A 23266-nucleotide genomic window follows, 5' to 3' on the forward strand; every position below is an offset into this window, starting at 1 on the left:
CGTCATTGCGTTCCGCTGTCCGTCCCCCTTGCCCGGGGGCGTTTCATGACTGAAGAAGCCCGCATCCGGGAAGAGATCTGCACCGTCGGCGCAAGCCTTTACCAGCGTGGCTACACGGTGGGCGCCGCCGGAAACATCAGCGCCCGCCTCGACGACGGCTGGCTGATCACGCCGACCGACGCCTGCCTGGGCCGCCTGGATCCCGCCGAACTGTCCAAGGTCGATCTGGCCGGCAACTGGCTCGCGGGCGGCAAGCCGTCCAAGACCCTGGTGCTGCACCAGGGGATCTACCGCGCCAGCCCCGAATCGCGCGGCATCGTGCATACGCATTCCACGCATCTGGTCGCGCTGACGCTGGCGGGCGTGTGGCGGCAGGACGAGGTGCTGCCGCCGCTCACGCCCTACCAGGTCATGAAGGTCGGACGAATCCCGCTGATCGGCTACCGCCGCCCCGGCGATCCGCAAGCCGCGGCCGAGGTGGCCGCCGTGGCCGCCCAGGTGCGCGGCGCGCTGTTCGAACGGCTGGGTCCGGTAGTGTGGGAACGCTCGGTCGCGCATGCGTCCTATGCGCTGGAAGAACTGGAAGAGACCGCCCGCCTGTGGCTGATGAGCCATCCCCGGCCGGCGCCGCTGTCCGCCGATGCCATCGAAGAACTGCGCCTGACCTTCGGGGCGCGCTACTAAACCGATTTTCGTACAAAGCCTGCCGGCCGCGGCATCGCGGACCAAGGCGGCGCATCCTTTATGGAGACTAGTCATGCCCCCGATGGAATTGGCGTCTAACGCCGCGCCCGCGGCGTCGTCGCCGCCCGAGTCCCGCGAAACCGCTCGCGCTTATGCCAAGGTGTTCTGGCGGCTTGTGCCGTTCCTGATGCTTTGTTATGTCATCGCCTACCTGGACCGCGTCAACGTCGGCTTCGCCAAGCTGCAGATGTCGCAGGACCTGGGCTTCAGCGAGACCGTGTTCGGCCTGGGCGCCGGCGTCTTCTTCATTGGCTACTTCCTGTTCGAAGTGCCCAGCAACCTGCTGATGCATCGTTTGGGCGCGCGCATCTGGATCGCGCGCATCATGATCACGTGGGGCATCCTGTCCGGCATGTTCATGTTCGTGGAAACGCCCACGGGCTTCTACATCCTGCGCTTCCTGCTGGGCCTGGCCGAAGCCGGCTTCTATCCCGGCGTGATCCTGTACCTGACCTACTGGTACCCGGCCCATCGCCGCGCGAAGATCATTGCGCTGTTCATGTCGGCCATCCCAGTGGCCGGCATCTTCGGCAATCCGCTGTCGGGCTGGATCATGGAAGCGTTCCATGGCACGCACGGCCTGCAGGGCTGGCAGTGGATGTTCCTGATCGAAGCGGTGCCCGCGCTGGTGATAGGCGTGGTCACGGTCATGTATCTGGACAACGGGATTTCCAGCGCCAAGTGGCTGAGCGACGATGAGAAAAAGCTGCTGACCCGCGAGATCGAACAGGACCAGAAGCAGACAGGCACGCAGAAGCACTCGCTGCGCGCGGTGTTCGCCGACAAGCGCGTGTGGTGGATGTGCCTGATCTACTTCGCCTTCGTCGCCGGCCAGTACGGCCTGACGTTCTGGATGCCCACCCTGATCAAGTCGACCGGCGTCACGGGCGCCTTCAATATCGGTTTGCTCAGCGCGATTCCGTTCCTGTGCGCCATCGTCGTGATGAACCTGCTGGGTCACTCGGCCGACAAGCGGCGCGAACGCCGCTGGCATCTGATCGTGCCGGCGCTGGCGGGCGCGGTGGGCTTCACGGCGGCGGCCTCGTTCGCCGACAACACCGTGGTGTCGCTGGTCTTCCTGTCGATGGCGGCCGCGGGCGTGCTGACGTGCGCGCCGCTGTTCTGGTCGCTGCCGACGGCGTTCCTGTCCGGCACGGCGGCCGCGGCCGGCATCGCCATCGTCAACTCCGTGGGCAATCTGGCCGGCTTTGCCAGCCCCTACATGATCGGCTATCTGAAGGACATGACCAGTTCCACGGCGTCGGGCATGTACGTGCTGGCGGCCGTACTGGTCATCGGCGCCGTCGCGGTCTGGTTCACGCCGGCCAAGCTGGTGAACCGCTAGCGCGCCATGCGCAGCAACAAGACATAAAGGAATCGACATGCCGCGCCTGGCAGCAAATCTGAGCATGATGTACACGGAACACCCCTTCCTGGAGCGGTTCTGCGCCGCCGCGGGCGACGGGTTCAAGGGGGTGGAGTTTCTCTTTCCGTACGAGTTCGCGGCCGCCGAGATCAAGTCGCGGCTGGACGCAAGCGGCCTGGCGCAGGCCTTGTTCAACGCGCCGCCCGGGGACTGGGCGGCGGGTGAACGCGGCATTGCATCGCTGCCGGGCCGCGAAGACGAGTTCCGGCGCGGACTGGACCAGGCGCTGGAATACGCCGCCGTGCTGGGCAACCGCCACCTGCACGTGATGGCGGGCCTGATCCGTCCTGAACAAGACCGCGTCGCGCATCGCGAGGTCTATCTGAAGAACCTGGCGCTGGCGGCGCGCACGGCGGCCACGGCCGGCGTGACCGTGGTGATCGAGCCCATCAACACGCGCGACATCCCCGGTTTTTTCCTGAACCGCCAGGACGACGCGCAGGCCATCCGCGCCGAGGTGGGCGCGGATAACCTGAAGGTGCAGTTCGACATCTATCACTGCCAGATCGTGGAAGGCGACATCGCCGTGAAGCTCGAGCGCGACATGGCGGGCATCGGCCACATCCAGGTGGCGGGCGTGCCGGACCGGCACGAGCCCGATCTGGGTGAACTGAACTATCCCTACCTGTTCGAGCATATCGACCGGCTGGGCTATGCGGGTTGGATCGGCTGCGAGTATCGCCCCCGTGCCGGGACTTCCGAAGGCCTGGGCTGGGCCAAACCCTATCTATCCTATCGTTGAGCATCCCATCATGAAGATACTGATCACCGGCGGCGCCGGATTCCTGGGCCAGCGGCTGGCGCGCAAACTGCTGGAGCAGGGCACGCTGGCGCTGGATGGCGGCAAGCCCGAAGCCATCACGCAAATCGACCTGCTGGACGTCGTCAAGTCGGACGCCCTGACGGACCCGCGCGTGCGTTCGCTGGTGGGCGACATCGCCGACGCGGCGGTGCTGAGCCAGGCCATCGATACCGATACCCGCGCCATCTTCCATCTGGCGGCCATCGTCAGCGGGCAGGCGGAGGCGGACTTTGACCTGGGCATGCGCATCAATCTGGACGCCTCGCGCGCCCTGCTGGAAACCTGCCGCGCGCGGGGTCACAAGCCGCGCGTGATCTTCACGAGTTCCGTGGCGGTGTACGGCGGCGCCTTGCCCGAGACCGTGCGCGACGATACCGCGCTCAATCCGCAATCGTCCTACGGCACGCAGAAGGCAATCGCCGAGCTGCTGCTGGCCGACTATACGCGGCGCGGTTTCGTCGACGGCCGCGTGCTGCGCCTGCCCACCATCAGCGTGCGTCCCGGCCGTCCGAATGCAGCGGCGTCCTCGTTCGCCAGCGGCATCATCCGCGAACCCTTGAATGGCGAGCCGGCCGTGTGCCCGGTCGGCGCCGATACCCGCCTGTGGCTGCTGTCGCCGCGCGGCGCCATCCAGGCCCTGATCGCCGGCTGCGAACTGGATGCCGGCGCGGTCGCGGACCGGGCGCCCATCAACCTGCCGGGCGTGTCGGTCACGGTGGCCGAGATGGAGCAGGCCTTGCGCGAGGTGGCGGGCGACGAAGTCGCCGACCGCATCAGCTGGCAGGCGGACGAACGCGTGGAGCGCATCGTCGGCAGCTGGCCGGGCCGTTGGGACACCACGCGCGCGACCCGGCTGGGCCTGACGGGCGATGGCAGCTTTGCCGACATCATCCGCGCCTATATGGCCGACGACCTGCCGCGCTGACCAGCCGCTTCTTTCCCCAATCCCATCCCGCCGCCGGACGACGAACGACATGAGCAATCCAACAGAAACACAACGCCGCGTTGGCGTCATAGGCCTGGGCGCCATGGGCGCGGGCATCGCGCAAAGCCTGCGCCGCGCCGGGCACGCGGTGCACGTGTATGACATCCGCCCCGAGGCCGCCGCGGCATTTGCGGCGCAAGGCGGCACGGCATGCGCCTCCCTGTCCGACATGGCGGCGGCCTGCGACATCGTGATCAGCGTGGTCGTGAACGCGCAGCAGACCGAATCCGTCCTGTATGGCGACGGCGGCATCGCCGCCGCCCTGCGGCCGGGATCCGTATTCGTCATGTGTTCCACCGTGGATCCCAACTGGTCCATCGGGCTCGAAGCGCGACTGGCCGAGCAGGGCATCCTGTACCTGGACGCGCCCATCTCCGGCGGCGCGGCCAAGGCGGCCGCGGGCGAGATGACCATGATGACCGCCGGCAGCGCGGCGGCCTACGAGGCCTGCCTGCCGGTGCTGGAGTCGATGGCCGGCAAGGTCTATCGCCTGGGCGGCAGCGCCGGGGCGGGCAGCAAGGTCAAGATCATCAACCAGCTGCTGGCCGGCGTGCACATCGCGGCGGCCGCCGAGGCCATGGCGCTGGGCCTGCGCGAAGGCGTCGACGCCGATGCCCTGTACGAGGTCATCACGCATAGCGCGGGCAACAGCTGGATGTTCGAAAACCGCATGGCCCACGTGCTGGCCGGCGACTACACGCCGCTGTCCGCGGTGGACATCTTTGTGAAGGACCTGGGGCTGGTGCTGGATACCGCAAGGCACACCAGGTTTCCGCTGCCGCTGGCGTCCACCGCGCACCAGATGTTCATGCAGGCGTCCACCGCAGGCCATGGCCGCGAGGACGACAGCGCCGTGATCAAGATATTCCCGGGCATCTCCCTGCCGGAGGCAAAATGAGCATCAAGCTGGGCTGTATCGCCGACGATTTCACGGGCGCCACCGATCTGGCCAACAACCTGGTCCGCGCGGGCATGCGCACGGTGCAGACCATAGGCATTCCCGGCGAGCCGCTGCGCGACGACGCGGACGCGGTGGTGGTCGCCTTGAAGACCCGCACCTTGCCGGCGGACGAGGCCGTGGCGCAGTCGCTGGCGGCGCTGCAATGGCTGCGGGCGCAGGGCGCCGAACAGATCTACTTCAAGTACTGCTCCACGTTCGACAGCACGCCGCAGGGCAATATCGGGCCCGTCGCCGATGCGTTGATGTCCAGCTTGGGCACGGACTTCACCATTGCCACGCCGGCGTTTCCCGACAACAAGCGCACGGTGTTCAAGGGCTATCTATTTGCCGGCGATGTGCTGCTGAACGAGTCCGGCATGCAGCACCATCCGCTGACCCCGATGACCGATCCCAACCTGGTGCGCGTGCTGGCAGCGCAAACTTCGCGCCGGGTCGGTCTGATCGACTACGGCGTGGTCGCGCGCGGCAGCGATGCGATCCGCGCACGCATCCAGGAACTGAAGGCGCAAGGCATCGAGATCGCCATCGTCGACGCCGTGTCCAACGAGGATCTGCTGGCCTTGGGGCCGGCCTTGCGCGGCATGCCGCTGGTGACGGCCGGCTCCGGCGTGGCCATCGGCCTGCCCGGCAACTGGGGGCTGTCGTCCGCCAGCGCCGCCAGCACGGCGCGCGCGCAGGGATTGCAGGCGGTGGTGGCGGGCAGCTGCTCCACCGCCACGAACGGGCAGGTGGCCGCCTTCATCGAAAGCGGCCGGCCGGCGCTGGCCCTGGATCCCATGAAGCTGGCGGCGGGCGAGGACGTCGTCGGCCAGGCGCTGGCCTGGGCCGGGCCCCGCATGCAGGATGGTCCGGTGCTCATCTACTCGACGGCGCAGCCCGACACGGTCAGGCAGACTCAGGGCGCGCTGGGCGCCGACCGCGCGGGCGCCATGATCGAGGCGGCCATTGCACGCATCTCCGTCGGACTGGTGGAGCGCGGCGTCAGGCAATTGATCGTGGCGGGGGGCGAGACCTCGGGCGCCGTGGTGCAGGCGCTGGGGCTGGAGCAGATTGCGATCGGCGAGCAGATCGACCCGGGTGTGCCGTGGTGCTCGGGCTACGCGCCGGTCGCGCGCGGCGACATCAGCATCGCGCTGAAGTCGGGCAATTTCGGTACCCGGGATTTCTTCACGAAGGCGTTTCTGTAGGCGCTTTGCGCCCGCCGGCGGCCGGCCAGGCCCTAGCGGTGCGCCTGGCTCAGCCGCTTGGCCGCATTCACCATGTGGATGCGGGCGGCTTCGCGGGCGCCGTCCACGTCCTTGCGGCGGATCGCCTCGACGATGGCGATGTGCTCATGCATCACGTCGCGCATCAGGTTGGCGTGGCGGGCCTCGTTGCCGCGGGTGACGCGCGTCGCGGCCTCCAGGAACTGGCTGACGAACGCCAGCGTCGTCAGGAAGTAGGGATTGCCGGTGGCGCGCGCGATGCTGCGGTGGAAGGCGACGTCTTCCTTCACGCCGTCTCCCCCGTTGTCCACGGCCTGTGAAATCGCGGCCAGCGCCGCATCGATATCCGCCATGTCCTGCTTCTTGCGGACCGCCGCGGCTTGCGCCGCGATCTCGGTTTCCAGCGCGCGGCGCAAATCGACGATGTGCAGCACGGCGTCCAGCGTGGAGAGTTCGGTCGCGTCGATCCGCAGCGCCCGGTTGCCGGTGTGGCCGGTGACATAGACGCCGCTGCCTTGCCGCGCTTCGACGACGCCGTCCTGGCGCAGCCGCGACACGGCTTCGCGGATGACGGTGCGGCTGACCCCGAACTGTTCGGCCAGGGCGCTTTCCGTGGGCAGTTTTTCGCCGGGCAGCACGCGTCCCTCGTCGATCTCGGCGAGCAGGCGTTTGGCAACCGTGTCGGTCAGGGTGGGGGGAGAAGGAAGTCGGGGAAACGCCATGGACGGGGACAAGGGAGAAGGCGAAAAGGCCGGTCTCGAAGTCATCGGCGGGGCCATCGGCCAATGATAACCCGGTCACCCGCGGGCTTGTTGCGTCCCGCGCGCCTGCGACGCCGCCTGCGCGTCAAGCAGGCAATCGATGAAGCATTGTGCCGCTGGCGTGGGCGGGGAGTCCGCGCGGGTCAGGATGGCGACGCGCGCGGCCGGCAGTTCGTGGGCGAGCGGGACCATGCGCAGGCCGCGAGGCAGCAGTTGATGGTCGAACAGGTTGCGCACGAAGATGCCCAGCGCGTCGCTGTCCGCGATGATGGCCAGCGCGACCGCGATGGACTGGCAGGGGATGACGTCGCGCGGCGGCGGCAGCTTGTGCGCGGCGAACGCCAGGCGCAGCAGGTTGGCGGGCGCCTGGATATTGCCGGGCAGCAGCCAGAGCGCATCGTGCAGGTCGGCCAGCGTGCGCGCGCCGCGCAAGGGGTGGCCGACGCGGGCGCCTACCGCCAGCGGCAGCGTGAACAGAGGGGTGCGCGCGTAGCCGTCGTCCATGTCGCCGTCGTATTCCGTTTGCACCAGGAAGTCGTAGCGGCCTGATTCCAGCTGCTCGTGGCTGTAGGGCGGCGCGACTTCATTGAAGGCCACGGACACGCGCGGCATGCGCTGCCGGAACGCGGCCAGCGCCGCGGGCAGCACCGTCAGGGCGGCGGAACTGATGGCCAGGTTCAGGGTGCCGCCCTCGCCGTCGCGCATCTGCCCGATTTCCTCCTGGGCCTTGCGGGCCTCCTGCAGGATCAGGATGGCGCGCTTGTACAGCGCTTCGCCATAGGTGGTGAGTTCCACGCCCTTGGCGCTGCGGCGCACCAGTTCGGCGCCCACGCTCTGCTCCAGTTCGCGCAGGCTGCGCGTGGCGGCGGGTTGCGTGACAAACAGCGCTCGCGCGGCCGCGCGGATGCTGCGGTGCTCGGCGATCAGCACAAAGGCGCGGAGTTGGCGCAGGTTCATGAGGCGGGTCGTCCGGAGGTCGGCGGCTGCGGGCGCAGGGGTGCGTCAGGATATAAGAAAAAGTACTCACCACAACAAAAATACTGTCTTTTCCTTATCGTGCGCCATCCGTATATTCATGGCGACGGGACAGGCACAGCGTCCGGGTTCACGGACCGGCTGTCCCTCGGATCGGACATCAAGGGGAAAACATGTCTATCGCCATCGCTGCCGCGCCCGGCGGCCCAGCGTTGTACACGCCATCGATGCGCCGGCGCGTCATTGTCGGCACCACCATCGGCAACGCGCTGGAGTTCTTCGACTTCACCGTCTTCACATTCCTGATGCTGGTCATCGGGCCGCTGTTCTTTCCCGCGGCCTCCGGCTATGGCCAGCTGCTGCTGACGACCGCCACGTTTGGCGTCGGCTTCCTGATGCGCCCGGTCGGCGGCATGCTCATCGGCTCCTACGCGGACCGTCACGGACGCCGCGCGGCCATGACCCTGACCCTGTGGCTGATGGGGTTGGGCTGTGCGCTGATCGCCGCCGCGCCGACCCATGCCCAGATGGGCGTGGCGGGACCGGTGCTGATGGTGCTGGCGCGCCTGATCCAGGGCTTTGCGGCGGGCGGAGAGGTGGGCGCCTCGACCACGCTGCTGGTCGAGCACGCGCCGCCCGGCCAACGGGGCTTTTATTCCAGCTGGCAGTTCGGCAGCCAGTCGCTGGGCGTGATGCTGGGTGCGCTGACCGTAGCGCTCCTGACCGCCGCGCTCAGCCAGGAACAGATGCAGGCCTGGGGCTGGCGCGTGCCGTTCGTGATCGGCATCCTGACCGTGCCGGTGGGCGCCTATATCCGCCGCAACCTGGAAGAAACGCTGGAACCGGCGCCGGCGGCCGGCCCGAAGCGCTTGGCGGCCTCGGCCGGCCACCAGCCCCTGCGCCTCGTATTCGCCGAGCACAAGGCCCAGGTGGTCAAGGGCATTCTGCTCGTGATCGGCGGGATGGTGTGCGCGCAGATCATCGGCTTCTATATGCCGGCCTACGCCAGCAAGGAACTGGGGCTGCCCGCCACGTCCACCCTGTTCGCCAGTGTCGTGCTGGGCGCCATCGGCTTTGTGCTGGCGCCGTTCGTCGGCATGTTGGCCGACAGGGTGGGGCGCAAGAAGGTGATCTTCTGGGCGCGCGCGGTCACGGTATGCGCCTTGCTGCCATGCTTTCAGTGGCTGGTGTCGGCGCCCAGCACCGGACGGCTGATGACGGTGATCGCCTTGCTGGCGGTGTTGCTGGCCATGCAGACAGCGCCCGTGATCACGATGCTGCCCGAGCTGTTTCCGAAAGCCGTACGCACAACCGGCATGTCGGTGGTGTACGGTCTGGGTATCTCCGTCTTCGGCGGATTCGCGCAGTTCTTCGTGACCTGGTTGCTGCACGTGACCGGCAATCCGATGGCCCCCGCCTGGTACCTGATGGCGACCGTCACGCTCTCCACCGTGGTGCTGTTCTGGATACGGGACCGCACCGGCCATGACATAGATAGCCAGGAGTCCTGAGATGCAAGCCATGAACCGCTATTTTTCCGAAAGCTATGCCCAGGCGCGCGAGCGCTTCCTGTCGGCGGCCAGGCCGCTGGCCGCGCACGTCCAGTCCTATGCCATCGATCCCCAGGGCAGCCAGGATGAGCCGCTGGCCACCGACGTGGCGCTGATCGGCGACGCCGACGCCAGGCGCCTGCTGATCATGACGTCGGCCACGCACGGGGTCGAGGGCTTTTGCGGGTCGGGGTGCCAATTGGCCCTGCTGGACGACGCGCCCCTGCTGGAGCGCGCGCGCCGGGCGGGCGTGGCGCTGCTGCTGGTGCATGCGGTGAATCCATACGGGTTCTCGTGGATCGCGCGCACGGATGAAGGCAATGTGGACCTGAACCGCAATGCGCAGCCCTTCGACGGCCAGCCCCTGCCGGCCAACCCCGGCTATGGTGAGATCCATGGCCTGCTGCTGCCGAGCGAATGGCCGCCGACCGAGCAGAATCGCCAGGCCATCGCCCGGCATCTGGAAAAGCACGGCCTGCCCGCCACCACGCAAGCCGTCTCGCGCGGGCAGTACACGCATGCCGATGGCCTGTTCTACGGCGGCGACCGCCATGCGCCGTCGCTGCTGAATCTGCGCGCGATCCTGCAGGCGCATGCCAGCCGCTATGGGCAGATCGGGTGGATCGACGTGCATACGGGGCTGGGGCCGCGCGGCCACGGAGAGAAGATCTACGCCGGCCGGCGCGACGACGCCGAAGTGGCGCGCGCGCGCCAGTGGTGGGGCAGCGACATTGCCGTACCTTACCAAGGCAGCTCCGCGTCGGTGGATATCACCGGGCATCTGGCCGGGCTGATCTATCAGGTTTGCCCGGATTCCGTGCCAACCTTGATGGCGCTGGAGTTCGGCACCTTGCCATGGGAAGGGGTGGTGCACGCACTGCGCGGCCGCAACTGGCTGCGCGCGCATCCCGAAGCCGGCGACACGCTGCGCCGCGAGATCCTGCAGGCCACCCTGGATGCGTTCTATTGCGGCCAGGAAGACTGGCAGGGCATGGTGCTGGGCCAGAGCCGCGTGGCGGTGCTGCAGGCGCTGTGCGGCCTGGAAGCGGGGCAATAGCCTTCAAGCAGGGCGGCTGGCGCCGACCCTGTCTTGCGCAATTTCTGAAATGTTATATCATTCGCGAATTATTTGTAATGATATAACATCCGAGAGAGCGAAGATGAAAGGCAAGAAGCTGGGGATAAAGAGAGAAAGCGGCAGAGCCATTTCGGCACGGACGAGCCGCCGGGCCACCCTGAAGCCCCTGGTGTGCTCATTGATGCTGATGGCGCCCGTCGCGCAGGCCGAAACCGAAGCGGAGTCCATGCAGACCAGGACGGTGGCGCCGATCACGGTGTCCGCCAATCCCCTGGGGCTGGATCTGAACAGCACCACCTTGCCGGCCTCGGTGCTGGAAGGCGACGCGCTGATCGAACAGCGCAGCGGCACGCTGGGCGAGACGCTCAAGAACCTGCCCGGCGTCAACAGCGACACCTTCGGCGGCGGCGCCAGCCGTCCGGTGATTCGTGGCCAGACTGCTCCGCGCGTGAAGGTGCTTTCGGATGGTTCCGAAGTGATGGACGCATCGGGGATTTCTCCCGATCACGCGGTGACCGTGGAACCGCTGCTGGCCGAGCGCATCGAGGTGCTGCGCGGCCCGGCCACCTTGCTGTATGGGGGGGGCGCGATCGGCGGCGTCGTCAACGTGGTGGACAAGAAGATCCCGACCGAGGTGCCGGAGAAGGGCATTGCGGCCGAGGCGGAGTTGCGCGGCGCGACGGGCACCAAGGAACGCGCGGGGGCAGTGGGCATCACGGCCGGCGAAGGCCAGTTCGCGGTACGGGTGGAAGGCATGAAGCGGCGCACCAGCGACTACGACGTGCCCGACTGGCCCGGCGGCAAGCTGGAGGGCTCTTACAGCGAATCGACGCAGGGGTCGGTCGGCATGTCGTGGATTACGCCCCGCGGCTACGTCGGCCTGGCCTTCACGCATCTGGAAAGCGAGTATGGCCTGCCCGGCCACAACCATGAGTATGAAGGCTGCCACCCGCACGGCACGCACCTGCATTGCGGCGGCCACGACCATGACCACGAAGGCGAAGAAGCGGATCATGACCACGACCATGAGCATGGCGGCGTGCCCTATGTGAAGCTGCGCAGCAACCGCCTGGACCTGCGCGCCGAATACCAGGATCCGTTCGCCGGATTCGAGAAGATCCGCGTGCGTGGCGGGCTGACGGACTATCAGCACGACGAAATCGAGGGCGGCGAAGTCGGCACCCGCTTCAAGAACAAGGGCTACGACCTGCGGGTGGAACTGCAGCACAAGCCCATCGCGGGCTGGCGCGGCGTGGTGGGCATGCAAAATGCCTACAGTGACTTCCGCGCCGACGGCGAAGAGGCCTTCCTGCCACGCAGCAGGACACGTTCGAACGGCCTGTTCGTGCTCGAGGAGTACCAGCTGAAGGACTGGCGCTTCGAGCTGGGCGCGCGCCAGGACTGGCAGCGCATCTCGCCCGAGGGCGGCGCGCCGCGCAACAGCCTGTCGGGCACTTCCCTGTCGGCCGCGGCCATCTGGGACTTCGCGCCGCAATATTCGGTGGCGCTGTCGCTGTCGCGCTCGCAGCGCCTGCCCACCGCCCAGGAGCTGTACGCCGACGGCGTCCACCTGGCCACCAATACCTATGAACTCGGCAATGCCGATCTGACCCGGGAAACCTCGCACAACATCGACCTGACGCTGCGCAAGCACTCGGGCGACACCACGTTCTCCGCCAGCGTGTTCCACAATCGTGTGAAGAATTACATCTACGCCGACACGCTCGACCGCTACGAGAACTTCCGTCTTATCGAGTACACGCAGCGCGACGCGGAATTCACGGGCGTGGAAGGCGAGCTGCGGCACCAGTTCACCCCGGTGTTCTCGGCCGCGGTATTCGGCGACTATGTGCGCGGCAAACTGACCGGCGGTGACGGCAACCTGCCGCGTATTCCGGCTGCCCGCGCGGGTGTCCGCGGCAATGTGAAGTGGGAGCAGTGGTCGGGCGGCGTCGAATACGCGCGCGTGTTCGCGCAAAAGGACATTGCCGACTATGAGGAAAGCACCCCGGGCTACAACATGGTCAACGCCGTGGTGGCCTATCGCGGGCAGTACGGCGCGACCGGCTATGAAGTCTACCTGCGGGGCACCAACCTGCTGAACAAGCTGGCGTACAACCATGCGTCGTTCATCTCGTCGGTAGCGCCCTTGCCCGGCCGCAGCGTGATGCTGGGCGTGCGCATGACGTACTGATATTGTTGGGGGCGGCGCCGGGCTGTGATATTTTCCCCGGATGCCGCCGCTGGCGGCGGCTGAATGCGCCACGGAGCCCGCCATGCTGAAGTTCGCCGCCAATCTGTCGATGATGTACACGGAACATGCGTTCCTGGACCGCTATGCGGCCGCCGCCGCGGACGGCTATGCGGGAGTGGAATGCATGTTTCCGTACGAGGCTCCCGCCGCTTTCGTGCGCGAGCGCATGGATGCGGCCGGCGTGACGCAGGTGCTTTTCAACGCGCCGCCCGGCGTCACCGCGCGAGGTGAACGCGGCCTGGCGGCCTTGCCTGGCCGGCAGGATGAATTCAAGGCGGGCATCGAGCAGGCGCTGTCCTACGCCACGGCGCTGTCTTGCTCCAATGTCCATGTGATGGCGGGCCTGGTCCCGGACGGCGTGTCGCGGCCGGCGATGCTGGGCTGCTACCAAGACAACCTGGACTGGGCGGCCCGCGAGGCGCGCTCGGCCGGCGTCACCTTGCTCATCGAGCCGATCAATACGCGCGATATTCCCGGCTACTTCCTCAACCGCCAGGATGAAGCGCATGCCGTCGTGCAGGCGGTCAACGCGCCCAACCTCAAGGTGCAGATGGACCTTTACCACTGCCAGATCGTGGAAGGCGACGTCACCACGAAGCTTCGGCAATATGTGCCCACCGGCCGGGTGGGTCATGTGCAGATCGCCGGCGTGCCCCTGCGCCAGGAACCGGACCGCGGCGAACTGGATTACGGCTGGGTGTTCAGCGTGCTGCGCGAGCTGCGTTACGGCGGCTGGATCGGCTGCGAGTACCGGCCGGCGGGTTCGACCTCCGCGGGCTTGCGCTGGCTCACCGCGGCCCGCGCGTAAGCGTTCCGCCGATGGCCAGACCCTTGCGTTTCCTTGGAGACAACTTCATGTTCAAAGGCATGCTCCGCGCGCTGCTGGCCGTGGCGCTGACAGGCACTGCCGTCATCCCGGCCGCGTCCCCGGCGGCCGGCTATCCCGACCGTCCCATCCGCTGGCTGGTGCCGTTCAGCGCGGGTGGGGGCAGCGATATCGCCACGCGCATCGTCGCCAGGCATGTGGGCGAAGCCCTGGGGCAGCCGGTGGTGGTCGAGAACCGGCCGGGCGCCGCCACGATTGTTGCGGCGCAAGAAACCGCCCGCGCCGCTCCTGACGGCTACACGCTGCTGACCGCGGGCATGAGCACGCTGGCGCTCAATCCCTGGCTGTACGGCAAGCTGCCCTACGATCCGCAAAAGAACCTGACGCCGGTATCCACGCTGGTGGCCCTGCCCATCGTGCTGGTCGTGGCCCCCGATTCCGGGCTGCACACCCTGGCCGATGTCACGGCCTACCTGAAGCGCGACCAGCCGGGCAGCTATGCGTCCCTGGGCGTCGGCAGTCCGCACCATCTGGCGATGGAGCTGTTCCTGGAAACCATCAAGGGCCAGGCCACGGCAATCCCCTACAAGGGCACACCGCCCGCCTTGCAGGATGTGGCCGCCGGCGTGGTGCCCATGATGATGGCTGACCTGGCCGCCGCCCGACCGCTGATCCTGGCGGGCAAGCTGCGCGCCATTGCCGTGCCGGCCGCGCGGCGGTCGGAACAGCTGCCCGAGGTACCGACATTCGCCCAGGCGGGGGGGCCGGCCTTCGAAGCCGCGGCGTGGCAGGGCGTGGTGGCGCCAGCCGGCACGCCGGCTCCCATCGTCGAGACACTGAGCCGGGCGATCGTGCAGGCGCTGCAATCGCCCGACGTGGTGCAGCAGCTGACCTTGCAGGGCATGGAGCCCACGGGCAGCACGCCCGGCGCGTTCGCCGACTATGCGCGCCAGGAGTACCAGCGCTGGGGCGCGGTCATCCGCCACAAGGGCATTTCGGCGGAGTGAACGGCCACGGTAACAGCCGCGGCAAGGTGTAACCGGCGCTGCCGGCCCGGCGGAGGCGGGCGTACGATAAAGCCATATCGTTCCTGTCCGGGTGCCCGGGCGAGGAGATTGCCATGTCTCTCATCGTAGCGGCCCGCTTCGAGGGCTTCGAGGCGGCGCAGGGCGCGGTCCAGCGCCTGGGCCTCAGCGGCTTTCCCGAATGGGATATCCATACCTTCTACGTCAATCCCGCCGGCGAGCACGGACGCTACCCGTTTGGCGGCGACCGCCGTTCCGATCCGGACTCGGGGCGCGCCGACATGGGCGCGTATCTGGGCGCGGGCGGGGTGGGCGCCGTATTTGCCGTGGTTGGCGGTTTCGTGGCGGCGGAGCTCAGCGATTCGGTTGCGGCGATCCTGGCCGCGGCGGGCGTGGGGGCCTACCTGGGATCGCTCTTTGGCGCGCTCTGGGTGACGGGCCACGGCACGACCCAGCACGGCCACTTCAACCCGGACGCCCATGCCGAAGTTCGCAAGGCCGGCGTGATGGTCGCCGTGCGGACCCGTCCGCAGCGCGAAATGCTGGCGTGCCGCATCCTGCGCGATGCCGGCGGCGCCGACGTCGAGCACGCCAATGGCCATTGGCGCAACAACCATTGGGAAGACTTCGACGCGCTGTCGCCGCCGCAACGCGAGCCCGGTTTTGGCTGAACGCCGGAACGGCGAGGACCAATGCGAGGCTCTCTTTGGTGTGAACGGGGCCTAGTCGGGCGCGGGCACGGGAGGCTTGCGGCTGCGCTGCGCCGTCGCCGCGCAACCCGCGGAGGCCACGATGATGCCGCAGATGGCCAGCCATTGCGTCTGGGTCAGGTGTTCGTTCAGCACGATCACGCCGGCCAGCGCGCCCATGGCGGGTTCCATGCTGAGCAGCACGCCGAAGGTCTTCTGCGGCAGGCGGCGCAACGCCACCATTTCCAGCGAGTAGGGCAGCGCGCTGGACAGCACGCCCACGGCAATGCCGGCCAGCACCAGCTTGGGGTCAAGCAGGGCCATGCCCGCGTGCGCCGCGCCGACCGGCAGCGCGACCATGGTTGCCGCCAGCAGTCCCAGCGACGTCGCCTGTCCGCCGTGGACGTTGCCGGCCATCTTGCCGAAGATGATGTAGAGCGCCCAGCAGACGGCGGCGGCCAGGGCGTAGGCGATGCCCTCCGGATCCAGGTCGTGGACGGATTGCCCGGTTGGAATCAGCAGCACCAGCCCGACCAGCGCGCAGCCGATCCAGACGAAGTCGATGGCGCGCCGCGACAGCACGACGGCCAGCGTCAGGGGGCCGGTGAATTCAATGGCGATGGCCACGCCCAGCGGCAAGGTGCGCAGCGCCATATAGAACAGCAGGTTCATGCAGGCCAGGGTGACGCCGTACAGGGCGATCTTGGCCGCGTTGCCGCGCGTCAGGGGAAAGCGCCAGGGGCGCCAGAACGCCAGCAGAATGATGGCGCCGATGACGATGCGATAGGCCGTCGTGCCCTGCGCGCCGACCTCTGGAAACAGCGACTTGGCGAATGAGGTGCCGATGCACAGGGATGCCATCGCGCCGATCAGCGACAAGGTGGGCAGCAGGGTGGAGGACGAGGCGTTGTGTCCGTTGTTCAAGGTCGCGGCGGTCATGGGGACGGGTGTGGCGCAATGCGTGGGGCGGTTCGGGGAAAAGCGATGGGGGCCTCGGGGGCCGGGCGTTCAAGGCGCCGGATTCATCGCCGTGGAGTAAAGCACATATAGGGCCAGCCCGAGCATGATGGCGCCCAGCAGGCCTTGCTGCATCCGCAGGAACCACGGATTGCGCCCGACCCAGCCACGGATGCGCGACGCGCCATAGGCAAAGAAGCTGCCATAGGGCAGGCTGAGCGCTTTCATCGTGACGCCCAGCACCAGCATCTGGAGCCAGACCGGTCCGTTGTCCGGATTGGTGAACTGCGGCAGGAAGGCGATCATGAACAGCAGCACCTTCGGGTTCAGCAGATTCGTGACGAAGCCTTGCCAGAATGCATCGCGGGCGTCGCCCGGACGCGCCGTCAAGGACACGTCGGCGGAACGCGCGCACCGGATCATCGCCTTGATGCCCAGGTAGCCCAGGTACAGGCCGCCGGCGGCCTTGATGCCGACGAACAGCGTCGGAAAGGCGCGCAGCACGGACGCCAGGCCCAGCACCACGGCCGGCACCTGGATGAAGCCGGCCGCCACATTGCCCAGCACGCTATGGAATGCAGGCCGGAATCCCTGCGTCATGCCCCGCGACAGCGTCAGCGCCATGTCCGGGCCGGGGGTGAGCTTGAGCGCCGCGTCGGCGGCGAGGAAGAGCAGGAAAAGCTGGAGTGAGGGCATTGCGGGAGACGGCTGAGAATCCCGCGTTGCGGGTGTAGGGATCTCAGTGTAAGCAAGCCGCCTGAATATTTCCTGCGTCCGGAAGGGGGGAAATGAAGTTTCCCGTCGAAATGGGGCCGGACTCCGTCGCGGCCGCGTTTAGAATCTGCCGATAGCCGTATCCGGCATGATCCCCAGCGTTCCGAGATCCCCATGGAACTAGACGATTTCGACCTACAGATCCTGCAAAGCATGCAGGAAGACAACCAGCGCACCAGCCAGGATGTCGCGCAACGCGTGAACCTGTCGCCCGTGTCCTGCCTGCGCCGCATGAAGCGGCTGCGCGAATCCAAGGTGGTGACCGCGGATGTGTCGGTGGTGGACCCCGCCGCCCTGGGGCGAGGCATCACGATGGTGGTGCTGGTGACGCTGGAGAGCGAGCGGGCCGATAAGCTGGACCAGTTCAAGCGCGCCATGCAGGGCGCGCCCGAGATCATGCAATGCCTGTCGGTGACGGGCGAGGTCGATTTCGTGTTGACCCTGACCATGCGCGACATGGCCGAGTATGAGGTTTTCGCGCAGCGCCAATTCTGGGGCAATCCCAACGTCAAGCGCTTTTCCACATTGGTGGTGATGAACCGTGTGAAGTATGGGATGACAGTGCCGGTGACGACGGCGGCTTGAGGTTTTGCCGGGCTGTCCTGGGCGCCTGCAGCCGTTGCACCAGCCGCCGGCTCAACCCGGCTCGGACGGAGGCCGGGGTGGCGGCGGGCTGGCCGCCAGGGCGCGGCCGGCATCCTCCGACACGCTGCGCAGGTGCAGATCCTGCTGCGGGCGCGGAATCTCGATCCCGGCCTGCCTCAGCGCGTCATACATCCGCGTCAGCAGGTCGCTGCGGATATCGATCCAGCGATCGAAGTCGTAGGTCCACGCGCGTACGCTGAAATCCAGCGTGCTGGCGCCAAAACCCATGAACAGCACCGCGGGCGCGGGCTCGGTCACGATGCCCGGCGTCTGCCGCGCCACCCCGTCCAGCAGTTCGATCACCTGCCTGGGTTCCGTGCCGTAGGCCAGGCCGATGCTGGCTTCGATGCGCCGGCTGCGGTCCAGCATCGTCCAGTTGGTCAGCTTGTCGGATAGCAGGGTGCCGTTGGGCACGATCACATCCGCGCCCTCAAAGGTCTTGATGCGGGTGGCGCGCATGCCGATGTCCCGCACCTGTCCCGACGTGCCGCTGATATCCACGACGTCGCCGGGCTGGATCGGCCGCTCGAACATCAGGATCAGGCCCGACACGAAATTGTTCACCACGTTTTGCAGGCCGAAGCCGATACCCACGCCCAGGGCGCCAAACACGATGGTCAGCTGGCTGGTCTGGAAGCCGGCCGCGGACAGGGCGATGCCCAGACCCAGCAGCAGCACCAGGTAGTACGTCAGCGAGGCGATGCTGTTGCCCACGCCGCGCGGCAGCGACATGCGGGTCAGCACCTCGTCGTGCAGGATCAGGCGTATCGTGCGAGCGGCCCAGAACGCGATCAGCACCGAGATCACGAACACCAGGATATTGCCCAGGCTGATCGAGATCTGGCCGAACGCCAGCGTGTAGGACAGCACTTGCGTCACGATGGCGTAGGTGGAGCGCAGCACGCGGAAGCGGTCCATCGTGTACACCACCCAGCCCACCACCGCGGCGGCCGTCACCAGGCGTATCAGCAGCTGCACCAGCGGAGGGGCATGCTCGCGCGCCAGCCGGAAGCGCGATATGCCCTGGCGCGCCAGCAGGAGTTGCAGCAGGGTGATGATGACGGTCACGCCGGCGTAGAGCACCAGGCCGAAATAGCCGCTGCCGATGATGCCGCTGGTCAGCATTTCGGACAGGGAAACGTTGCCGAACAGATTGGCGATCAGCGACACGCACAGCAGGAACGCGGCGCCCCAGGCCACGGCGCGCAACGCCCGGACCAGCCGCTCGGACTCGGGGGGATGCGCCTGGCGCCGGTCGCGCGCCAGCAGCCACAGGATGGCCGCCAGCGCCGCGGCGGCCAGCGCGACGGTCGAGAGCCGGTAGAACAGGGTGTTGGCCAGGAACAGGAAGCCCAGCCGTTCCGCCAGGAACAAGGCGGTGATCGCGTAAGGCCAAAGATCCAGCTGGCGACGGCTGGAGGGGGGCAGCAGGCGCAGCACGGGCGCGGCCGCCAGCACCAGCGCAACCTGCTGCACCATCAGCGGCGCGTCGGGCTCCAGGGCCAGGACGCCCAGCATGGCGAGCAGCAGCCAGGTGGACAGCGGTCTTCCCAGTACGCCGGCGGCCGTCTCGCTCATCACGCCGGCGCGGATCGCGTTGCGGCTCTTCCTGGCCAGCCAAAGCAGCAGCGGCAGCAGCAGCACTTGCAGCACATGCAGGGCGCGCTGATTGCCGCTGCCCGCCGCGGCGTAATCGCGCGCGAAGCGCGCTTCGATGTCCAGCCCGGCGCGCAGCATGGCCAGCGTGTTCTCGCCGGAGTCGGCCGTCTGTCCCAGCGCCCAGAGCGGCGGCGAATCCACGCGCAGCAGGCGGGCGTCGACGTAGTCGATGGCCTCGGCCACCGAGCGCTGGCCGGCCCTGATCTGCTCCTCGATGGTGTTGGCGCGCTGTTCGAGCTCGGCCTGGCGGGACAGCGGGCCGGACAGGGCCTGGCCGGCCGCCGACAACTGTGCCACGACCATGTCCACGCGGTCGGCCAAGGCTGCCGGCAGACCCGCGGCGCCGGGCGCGTCCTTGATCGCCTGCCAGGCCGCGCGGCGGCGCAGCAGTTCCGCCGCGTCGCTGGCGTACCAGGCGGTCGCCTGTCGCATGTCGGCCTGCCAGTGGGCCAGCCGACGGGCGTCAAACAGCCAATGCCGCTCCAGGCTCTCCAGCCGCATGATGGGCAGGTCGCGAAGCTGGGCGGGCTGGAATTCGTAGAGCTTTTCGTCGGCGGACTTGGCGATCGCATCCAGCGCTGGCATCAGCACGGCGACGGGGTCGGCCGTGGCGGCGCGCTGGAGCACCCCTTCGGCGTAGCGCAGATCCGTATCCGCGCGCATCGGAATGTCCGCCATCTGTATCGCGGCCGGCGGCTGCGCCGCGGGCTCGGCAGGGGCGGGCGCGTCCGCCGCATGCGCCGGGCGCGCCAATCCCAGGGCCAGTCCAAACAAGCAGAAGAGAACTCGTGCGCGAACGCGCATATCGCGACTCCGTTTGGGGGCTACGGACTGGGGGGCTACGGACTTGGGGCTAAGGCCTTGTGGAATACGGATTTGGGCGCTAAGGACTTGCGGCTACGGGTGGATAACCGAAGAGCGGCGGCATCTCACGATATCGCGAATCGCGGCGCGCTTGAAGGGGGAGGTGCAGAAGGAGAAGAGAAGGTCGGCGTGCGCCGAAGCGGCTCGATGCGGGTTGCGCCGTGGGGTTGCACCGCAGGGTTGCGTCGCAAAGCAAAAAGCCCAGCCGTATTTTGGTACGGGCTGGGCTTTTTTAATTCTGGTGGCCTGGGGCGGAATCGAACCACCGACACAAGGATTTTCAATCCTCTGCTCTACCGACTGAGCTACCAGGCCAACGAAGTCCGCAACTATACACAATTTTTTGAGCTTGTGCCAGCCGGAGCGAAAAAAGTTGGAATATTTTTCGCATCGGACCCCAAGCCACGGATCGCCGCTGGCCGGGCAACTGTTGGTTGGACGGCACGGAAGGTGCGACCCAGGGTCGCGGTTGGGCCAGGGATTGGCCTGGGGATAACCCGCAGGGGTATAATCATTAGCGGTCTGCTGTTACGGCTTGACGGTTGCGCCCGCTTGATGCGCGACAATCCCGCCGTAGCGCTTTGTTCTTATAGTGGCAGTTCTTAACGCTTAGCCGCGGGTGGCTCCAGCCATCCCTCTCACATGTCGGTAGCTGTCCTTGCCTTCGGTCTGAATCACACGTCCGCGCCGGTTTCGGTCCGCGAACGCGTGTCCATGCCCGTCGATCTGGTCAAGCCCGCGCTGGAAGGCCTGCGTTCGGCGTTTGGCGGCTCGGTCCGCGAAGCCGCCATCCTGTCCACCTGTAATCGCACCGAGATCTACTGCGCGGCCGACGGCCACGTGGCCGATCAGTTGCCCGCCTGGCTGGCTGAACACAACCGCCTGGACGCTGGCACGCTGCGCCCGCACCTTTATCGCCATCATCAGGACGACGCCGTCCGCCACGCCTTCCGCGTGGCCAGCGGCCTGGATTCCATGGTGCTCGGCGAAACCCAGATCGTGGGCCAGATGAAGGACGCCGTGCGCGCCGCCGGCGAAGCCGGGTCGCTCGGCACCTTGCTGCATCAGATGTTCCAGCGCACCTTCTCGGTGGCCAAGGAAGTGCGGTCGCAGACCGCCATCGGTGCGCAGTCGGTGTCCATGGCCGCCGCCGCCGTGCGCCTGGCCGAACGCGTGTTCGGCAATCTGGACCAGGCCCGCACGCTGTTCATCGGCGCGGGCGAAATGATCGAATTGTGCGCCACGCACTTTGCCGCGCAACGTCCGCGCAGCATGGTGGTGGCCAACCGCACGGCCGAACGCGCCGAGATCCTGGCCAACCGGTTCTCGGCCAGCACCATGAAGCTGTCGGACCTGACGGATCGCTTGTCCGAGTTCGACGTCATCGTCTCCTGTACGGCAAGCTCCCTGCCCATCCTCGGCCTGGGGATGGTGGAGCGGGCCACGCGCCTGCGCCGTCACCGCCCGATGGTCATGATCGACCTGGCCGTGCCGCGCGACATCGAACCCGAAGTCGGCCGCCTGGACGACGTCTACCTGTATTCCGTGGACGACCTGGGCCGCCTGGTGCAGACCGGCACCGACGCTCGCCGCGCCGCGGTGGTGCAGGCCGAAGCCATCATCGAAACCCGCGTCCAGGGCTTCATGCACTGGATGCAGTCCCGCGAAGTGGTGCCCGTCATCCGCGACCTGCACCAGGCCGCCGAGGACGTTCGCGCCGCCGAGCTGGAACGCGCCCGCCGCCTGCTGGCGCGGGGCGAATCGCCCGAGGCCGTGCTCGAGCAACTGGCTCACGGCCTGACTCAAAAGTACCTGCACGGTCCGCTGTCGGCGCTCAACCGCAGCGAAGGCGACGACCGCAAGCAACTGCTTGCCTGGATGCCGCGCCTCTTCCCCGGCCGCGACTCCCGCCGTTAGCGATTCTGTCCCACGTCCCGCCTCCTGGCGGGCGTTCGCTTTCTGGGCGCCCGCTGTTTCTGTTTTCTCTTTGGTCATCCCCCCATGAAATCTTCCATGCGCAGCCGGCTGGAGCATTTGTGCCATCGCCTGATCGAGGTTGACGCGCTGCTCGCCGAACCGGAAACCGCGTCCGATATGGACCGCTTCCGCAAGCTCTCGCGCGAACGCGCCGAGCTGGAACCCGTGGTCGAGGCGTTCACCGCCTTCGCCCGCACCGAGGAAGACCTGGCGGCCGCCCAGGAGATGCTGTCCGATCCCGAAATGAAGTCCATGGCCGAGGACGAGATCAAGTCGGGACGCGGCAAGCTGGAATCGCTGGAATCGGCGCTGCAGCTGTTGCTGCTGCCGCGCGATCCCAATGACGGGCGCAGCGTGTTCCTGGAAATCCGCGCCGGCACCGGCGGCGACGAAAGCGCGCTGTTTTCCGGCGATCTGCTGCGCATGTACACGCGCTACGCGGAGCAGCGCGGCTGGCGCGTGGAGCTGATGTCGGAAAGCGCGTCGGAACTGGGCGGCTACAAGGAAGTGATTGCGCGCATCGATGGCGACGGCGCCTATGGCCGCCTGAAGTTCGAGTCGGGGGCGCACCGCGTGCAGCGCGTGCCCGCCACCGAAGCGCAGGGCCGCATCCACACCTCGGCATGCACCGTGGCCATCATGGCGGAAGCCGATGCGATGTCGGAAATCGTCATCAACACGAACGATCTGCGCATCGACACCTTCCGCGCCAGCGGCGCGGGCGGCCAGCACATCAACAAGACCGACTCGGCCGTGCGCATCACCCACTTGCCGACCGGATTGGTGGTGGAGTGCCAGGACGACCGTTCGCAGCACCGCAACAAGGACAAGGCCATGCAGGTGCTGGCCGCGCGCCTGAAGGACAAGGAAACGCGCGAGCGCCAGAGCAAGGAAGCCGCCGAGCGCAAGAGCCTGATCGGCACCGGCGACCGTTCCGAGCGGATCCGCACCTACAACTACCCGCAGGGCCGGGTGACGGACCATCGCATCAACCTGACGCTGTACAAGCTGCAGCAGATCATGGAAGGCGATCTGGAAGAGCTGACCGGCGCGCTGATCGCCGAGCACCAGGCCGAGCAGCTCGCAGCCCTGGGCGACGACATCTGAGG

Annotated in this window: 20 protein-coding genes and 1 tRNA gene; 15 read left to right on the forward strand and 6 right to left on the reverse strand. The window is 67.4% G+C overall.

Going from position 1 to position 23266, the window contains the following annotated elements:
* Nucleotides 1–45: 45 nt before the first annotated feature.
* From HLG70_RS23695 to otnK, 6 genes are all read left to right on the forward strand, one after another.
* On the forward strand, nucleotides 46–684 hold the full coding sequence (locus HLG70_RS23695) for an aldolase (protein ID WP_171667798.1): 639 nt from the start codon (nucleotides 46–48) through the stop codon (nucleotides 682–684).
* A gap of 73 nt (nucleotides 685–757) precedes the next feature.
* Nucleotides 758–2089, forward strand: a complete 1332-nt coding sequence (locus tag HLG70_RS23700; RefSeq protein WP_171667797.1) for an MFS transporter — start codon at nucleotides 758–760, stop codon at nucleotides 2087–2089.
* Between the two features lie 37 nt (nucleotides 2090–2126).
* The gene (otnI, locus tag HLG70_RS23705) at nucleotides 2127–2912 is read left to right on the forward strand and encodes a 2-oxo-tetronate isomerase (protein ID WP_171667796.1); all 786 of its coding nucleotides are present in this window, start codon (nucleotides 2127–2129) and stop codon (nucleotides 2910–2912) included.
* Between the two features lie 10 nt (nucleotides 2913–2922).
* The gene (denD, locus tag HLG70_RS23710; protein ID WP_171667795.1) at nucleotides 2923–3897 is read left to right on the forward strand and encodes a D-erythronate dehydrogenase; all 975 of its coding nucleotides are present in this window, start codon (nucleotides 2923–2925) and stop codon (nucleotides 3895–3897) included.
* A gap of 49 nt (nucleotides 3898–3946) precedes the next feature.
* Nucleotides 3947–4855, forward strand: coding sequence for an L-threonate dehydrogenase (gene ltnD / locus HLG70_RS23715; RefSeq protein ID WP_171667794.1), 909 nt, complete (start codon nucleotides 3947–3949; stop codon nucleotides 4853–4855).
* A complete protein-coding gene (gene otnK / locus HLG70_RS23720) occupies nucleotides 4852–6105 on the forward strand; it encodes a 3-oxo-tetronate kinase (protein ID WP_171667793.1) in 1254 nt (417 codons plus the stop codon). Before ltnD ends, otnK begins: the two co-directional genes overlap by 4 nt.
* A 32-nt stretch (nucleotides 6106–6137) precedes the next feature.
* Here the strand turns inward: otnK and HLG70_RS23725 are convergent, their stop codons facing one another.
* The gene (locus HLG70_RS23725) at nucleotides 6138–6845 is read right to left on the reverse strand and encodes a FadR/GntR family transcriptional regulator (RefSeq protein WP_171667792.1); all 708 of its coding nucleotides are present in this window, start codon (nucleotides 6843–6845) and stop codon (nucleotides 6138–6140) included.
* A 75-nt stretch (nucleotides 6846–6920) separates the two neighbouring features.
* On the reverse strand, nucleotides 6921–7841 hold the full coding sequence (locus tag HLG70_RS23730; RefSeq protein WP_171667791.1) for a LysR substrate-binding domain-containing protein: 921 nt from the start codon (nucleotides 7839–7841) through the stop codon (nucleotides 6921–6923).
* A gap of 191 nt (nucleotides 7842–8032) precedes the next feature.
* Here HLG70_RS23730 and HLG70_RS23735 point away from each other — a divergent pair, with 191 nt between their 5' ends.
* From HLG70_RS23735 to HLG70_RS23760, 6 genes are all read left to right on the forward strand, one after another.
* Nucleotides 8033–9370 carry an MFS transporter gene (locus tag HLG70_RS23735; RefSeq protein WP_171667790.1) on the forward strand — a complete coding sequence of 446 codons (1338 nt, stop codon included), beginning with the start codon at nucleotides 8033–8035 and terminating at the stop codon, nucleotides 9368–9370.
* Between the two features lies 1 nt (nucleotide 9371).
* On the forward strand, nucleotides 9372–10466 hold the full coding sequence (locus tag HLG70_RS23740; RefSeq protein WP_171667789.1) for a M14 family metallopeptidase: 1095 nt from the start codon (nucleotides 9372–9374) through the stop codon (nucleotides 10464–10466).
* Between the two features lie 202 nt (nucleotides 10467–10668).
* Entirely contained in the window at nucleotides 10669–12681 is a 2013-nt protein-coding gene (locus HLG70_RS23745) for a TonB-dependent receptor domain-containing protein (RefSeq protein ID WP_234103175.1), read from the forward strand.
* 82 nt (nucleotides 12682–12763) lie between these two features.
* Nucleotides 12764–13549 (forward strand): 2-oxo-tetronate isomerase, encoded by a 786-nt coding sequence (gene otnI / locus HLG70_RS23750; protein WP_171667787.1) that lies wholly within the window; start codon nucleotides 12764–12766, stop codon nucleotides 13547–13549.
* Between the two features lie 47 nt (nucleotides 13550–13596).
* On the forward strand, nucleotides 13597–14574 hold the full coding sequence (locus HLG70_RS23755) for a Bug family tripartite tricarboxylate transporter substrate binding protein (protein ID WP_171667786.1): 978 nt from the start codon (nucleotides 13597–13599) through the stop codon (nucleotides 14572–14574).
* A gap of 113 nt (nucleotides 14575–14687) precedes the next feature.
* On the forward strand, nucleotides 14688–15263 hold the full coding sequence (locus tag HLG70_RS23760; protein ID WP_171667785.1) for a hypothetical protein: 576 nt from the start codon (nucleotides 14688–14690) through the stop codon (nucleotides 15261–15263).
* Nucleotides 15264–15314: 51 nt separating this feature from the next.
* Here HLG70_RS23760 and HLG70_RS23765 read toward each other — a convergent pair whose 3' ends face one another.
* Both HLG70_RS23765 and HLG70_RS23770 read right to left on the reverse strand, forming a co-directional pair.
* Nucleotides 15315–16220 (reverse strand): EamA family transporter, encoded by a 906-nt coding sequence (locus HLG70_RS23765; protein WP_171667784.1) that lies wholly within the window; start codon nucleotides 16218–16220, stop codon nucleotides 15315–15317.
* 69 nt (nucleotides 16221–16289) lie between these two features.
* The gene (locus tag HLG70_RS23770; RefSeq protein ID WP_171667783.1) at nucleotides 16290–16934 is read right to left on the reverse strand and encodes a LysE family translocator; all 645 of its coding nucleotides are present in this window, start codon (nucleotides 16932–16934) and stop codon (nucleotides 16290–16292) included.
* A 192-nt stretch (nucleotides 16935–17126) separates the two neighbouring features.
* Here HLG70_RS23770 and HLG70_RS23775 point away from each other — a divergent pair, with 192 nt between their 5' ends.
* Nucleotides 17127–17597, forward strand: a complete 471-nt coding sequence (locus HLG70_RS23775) for an Lrp/AsnC family transcriptional regulator (RefSeq protein WP_171667782.1) — start codon at nucleotides 17127–17129, stop codon at nucleotides 17595–17597.
* Between the two features lie 51 nt (nucleotides 17598–17648).
* Here HLG70_RS23775 and HLG70_RS23780 read toward each other — a convergent pair whose 3' ends face one another.
* Nucleotides 17649–20090: a mechanosensitive ion channel family protein gene (locus tag HLG70_RS23780; RefSeq protein ID WP_234103177.1), complete on the reverse strand. Its 2442-nt coding sequence runs from the start codon at nucleotides 20088–20090 to the stop codon at nucleotides 17649–17651.
* A gap of 329 nt (nucleotides 20091–20419) precedes the next feature.
* A tRNA-Phe gene (locus HLG70_RS23785) sits at nucleotides 20420–20495 on the reverse strand.
* Between the two features lie 327 nt (nucleotides 20496–20822).
* On the opposite strand from HLG70_RS23785, the gene hemA reads away from it, so the two are divergent.
* Both hemA and prfA read left to right on the forward strand, forming a co-directional pair.
* A complete protein-coding gene (gene hemA / locus HLG70_RS23790; protein ID WP_171667780.1) occupies nucleotides 20823–22097 on the forward strand; it encodes a glutamyl-tRNA reductase in 1275 nt (424 codons plus the stop codon).
* An 84-nt stretch (nucleotides 22098–22181) separates the two neighbouring features.
* A complete protein-coding gene (gene prfA, locus HLG70_RS23795; protein WP_171667779.1) occupies nucleotides 22182–23264 on the forward strand; it encodes a peptide chain release factor 1 in 1083 nt (360 codons plus the stop codon).
* The last annotated feature ends 2 nt before the right edge of the window (nucleotides 23265–23266 follow it).

It is taken from the genome of Achromobacter deleyi (assembly GCF_013116765.2).
GTDB classification, from domain to species: Bacteria; Pseudomonadota; Gammaproteobacteria; order Burkholderiales; family Burkholderiaceae_B; genus Achromobacter; species Achromobacter deleyi_A.

Bases quoted from the DNA above. Each gene is read 5' to 3' on its own strand.
- HLG70_RS23695 (WP_171667798.1), top strand. From the start codon at position 46: ATGACTGAAGAAGCCCGCATCCGGGAAGAGATCTGCACCGTCGGCGCA.
- HLG70_RS23700 (WP_171667797.1), top strand. From the start codon at position 758: ATGCCCCCGATGGAATTGGCGTCTAACGCCGCGCCCGCGGCGTCGTCG.
- otnI (WP_171667796.1), top strand. From the start codon at position 2,127: ATGCCGCGCCTGGCAGCAAATCTGAGCATGATGTACACGGAACACCCC.
- denD (WP_171667795.1), top strand. From the start codon at position 2,923: ATGAAGATACTGATCACCGGCGGCGCCGGATTCCTGGGCCAGCGGCTG.
- ltnD (WP_171667794.1), top strand. From the start codon at position 3,947: ATGAGCAATCCAACAGAAACACAACGCCGCGTTGGCGTCATAGGCCTG.
- otnK (WP_171667793.1), top strand. From the start codon at position 4,852: ATGAGCATCAAGCTGGGCTGTATCGCCGACGATTTCACGGGCGCCACC.
- HLG70_RS23725 (WP_171667792.1), bottom strand. From the start codon at position 6,845: ATGGCGTTTCCCCGACTTCCTTCTCCCCCCACCCTGACCGACACGGTT.
- HLG70_RS23730 (WP_171667791.1), bottom strand. From the start codon at position 7,841: ATGAACCTGCGCCAACTCCGCGCCTTTGTGCTGATCGCCGAGCACCGC.
- HLG70_RS23735 (WP_171667790.1), top strand. From the start codon at position 8,033: ATGTCTATCGCCATCGCTGCCGCGCCCGGCGGCCCAGCGTTGTACACG.
- HLG70_RS23740 (WP_171667789.1), top strand. From the start codon at position 9,372: ATGCAAGCCATGAACCGCTATTTTTCCGAAAGCTATGCCCAGGCGCGC.
- HLG70_RS23745 (WP_234103175.1), top strand. From the start codon at position 10,669: ATGCTGATGGCGCCCGTCGCGCAGGCCGAAACCGAAGCGGAGTCCATG.
- otnI (WP_171667787.1), top strand. From the start codon at position 12,764: ATGCTGAAGTTCGCCGCCAATCTGTCGATGATGTACACGGAACATGCG.
- HLG70_RS23755 (WP_171667786.1), top strand. From the start codon at position 13,597: ATGTTCAAAGGCATGCTCCGCGCGCTGCTGGCCGTGGCGCTGACAGGC.
- HLG70_RS23760 (WP_171667785.1), top strand. From the start codon at position 14,688: ATGTCTCTCATCGTAGCGGCCCGCTTCGAGGGCTTCGAGGCGGCGCAG.
- HLG70_RS23765 (WP_171667784.1), bottom strand. From the start codon at position 16,220: ATGACCGCCGCGACCTTGAACAACGGACACAACGCCTCGTCCTCCACC.
- HLG70_RS23770 (WP_171667783.1), bottom strand. From the start codon at position 16,934: ATGCCCTCACTCCAGCTTTTCCTGCTCTTCCTCGCCGCCGACGCGGCG.
- HLG70_RS23775 (WP_171667782.1), top strand. From the start codon at position 17,127: ATGGAACTAGACGATTTCGACCTACAGATCCTGCAAAGCATGCAGGAA.
- hemA (WP_171667780.1), top strand. From the start codon at position 20,823: ATGTCGGTAGCTGTCCTTGCCTTCGGTCTGAATCACACGTCCGCGCCG.
- prfA (WP_171667779.1), top strand. From the start codon at position 22,182: ATGAAATCTTCCATGCGCAGCCGGCTGGAGCATTTGTGCCATCGCCTG.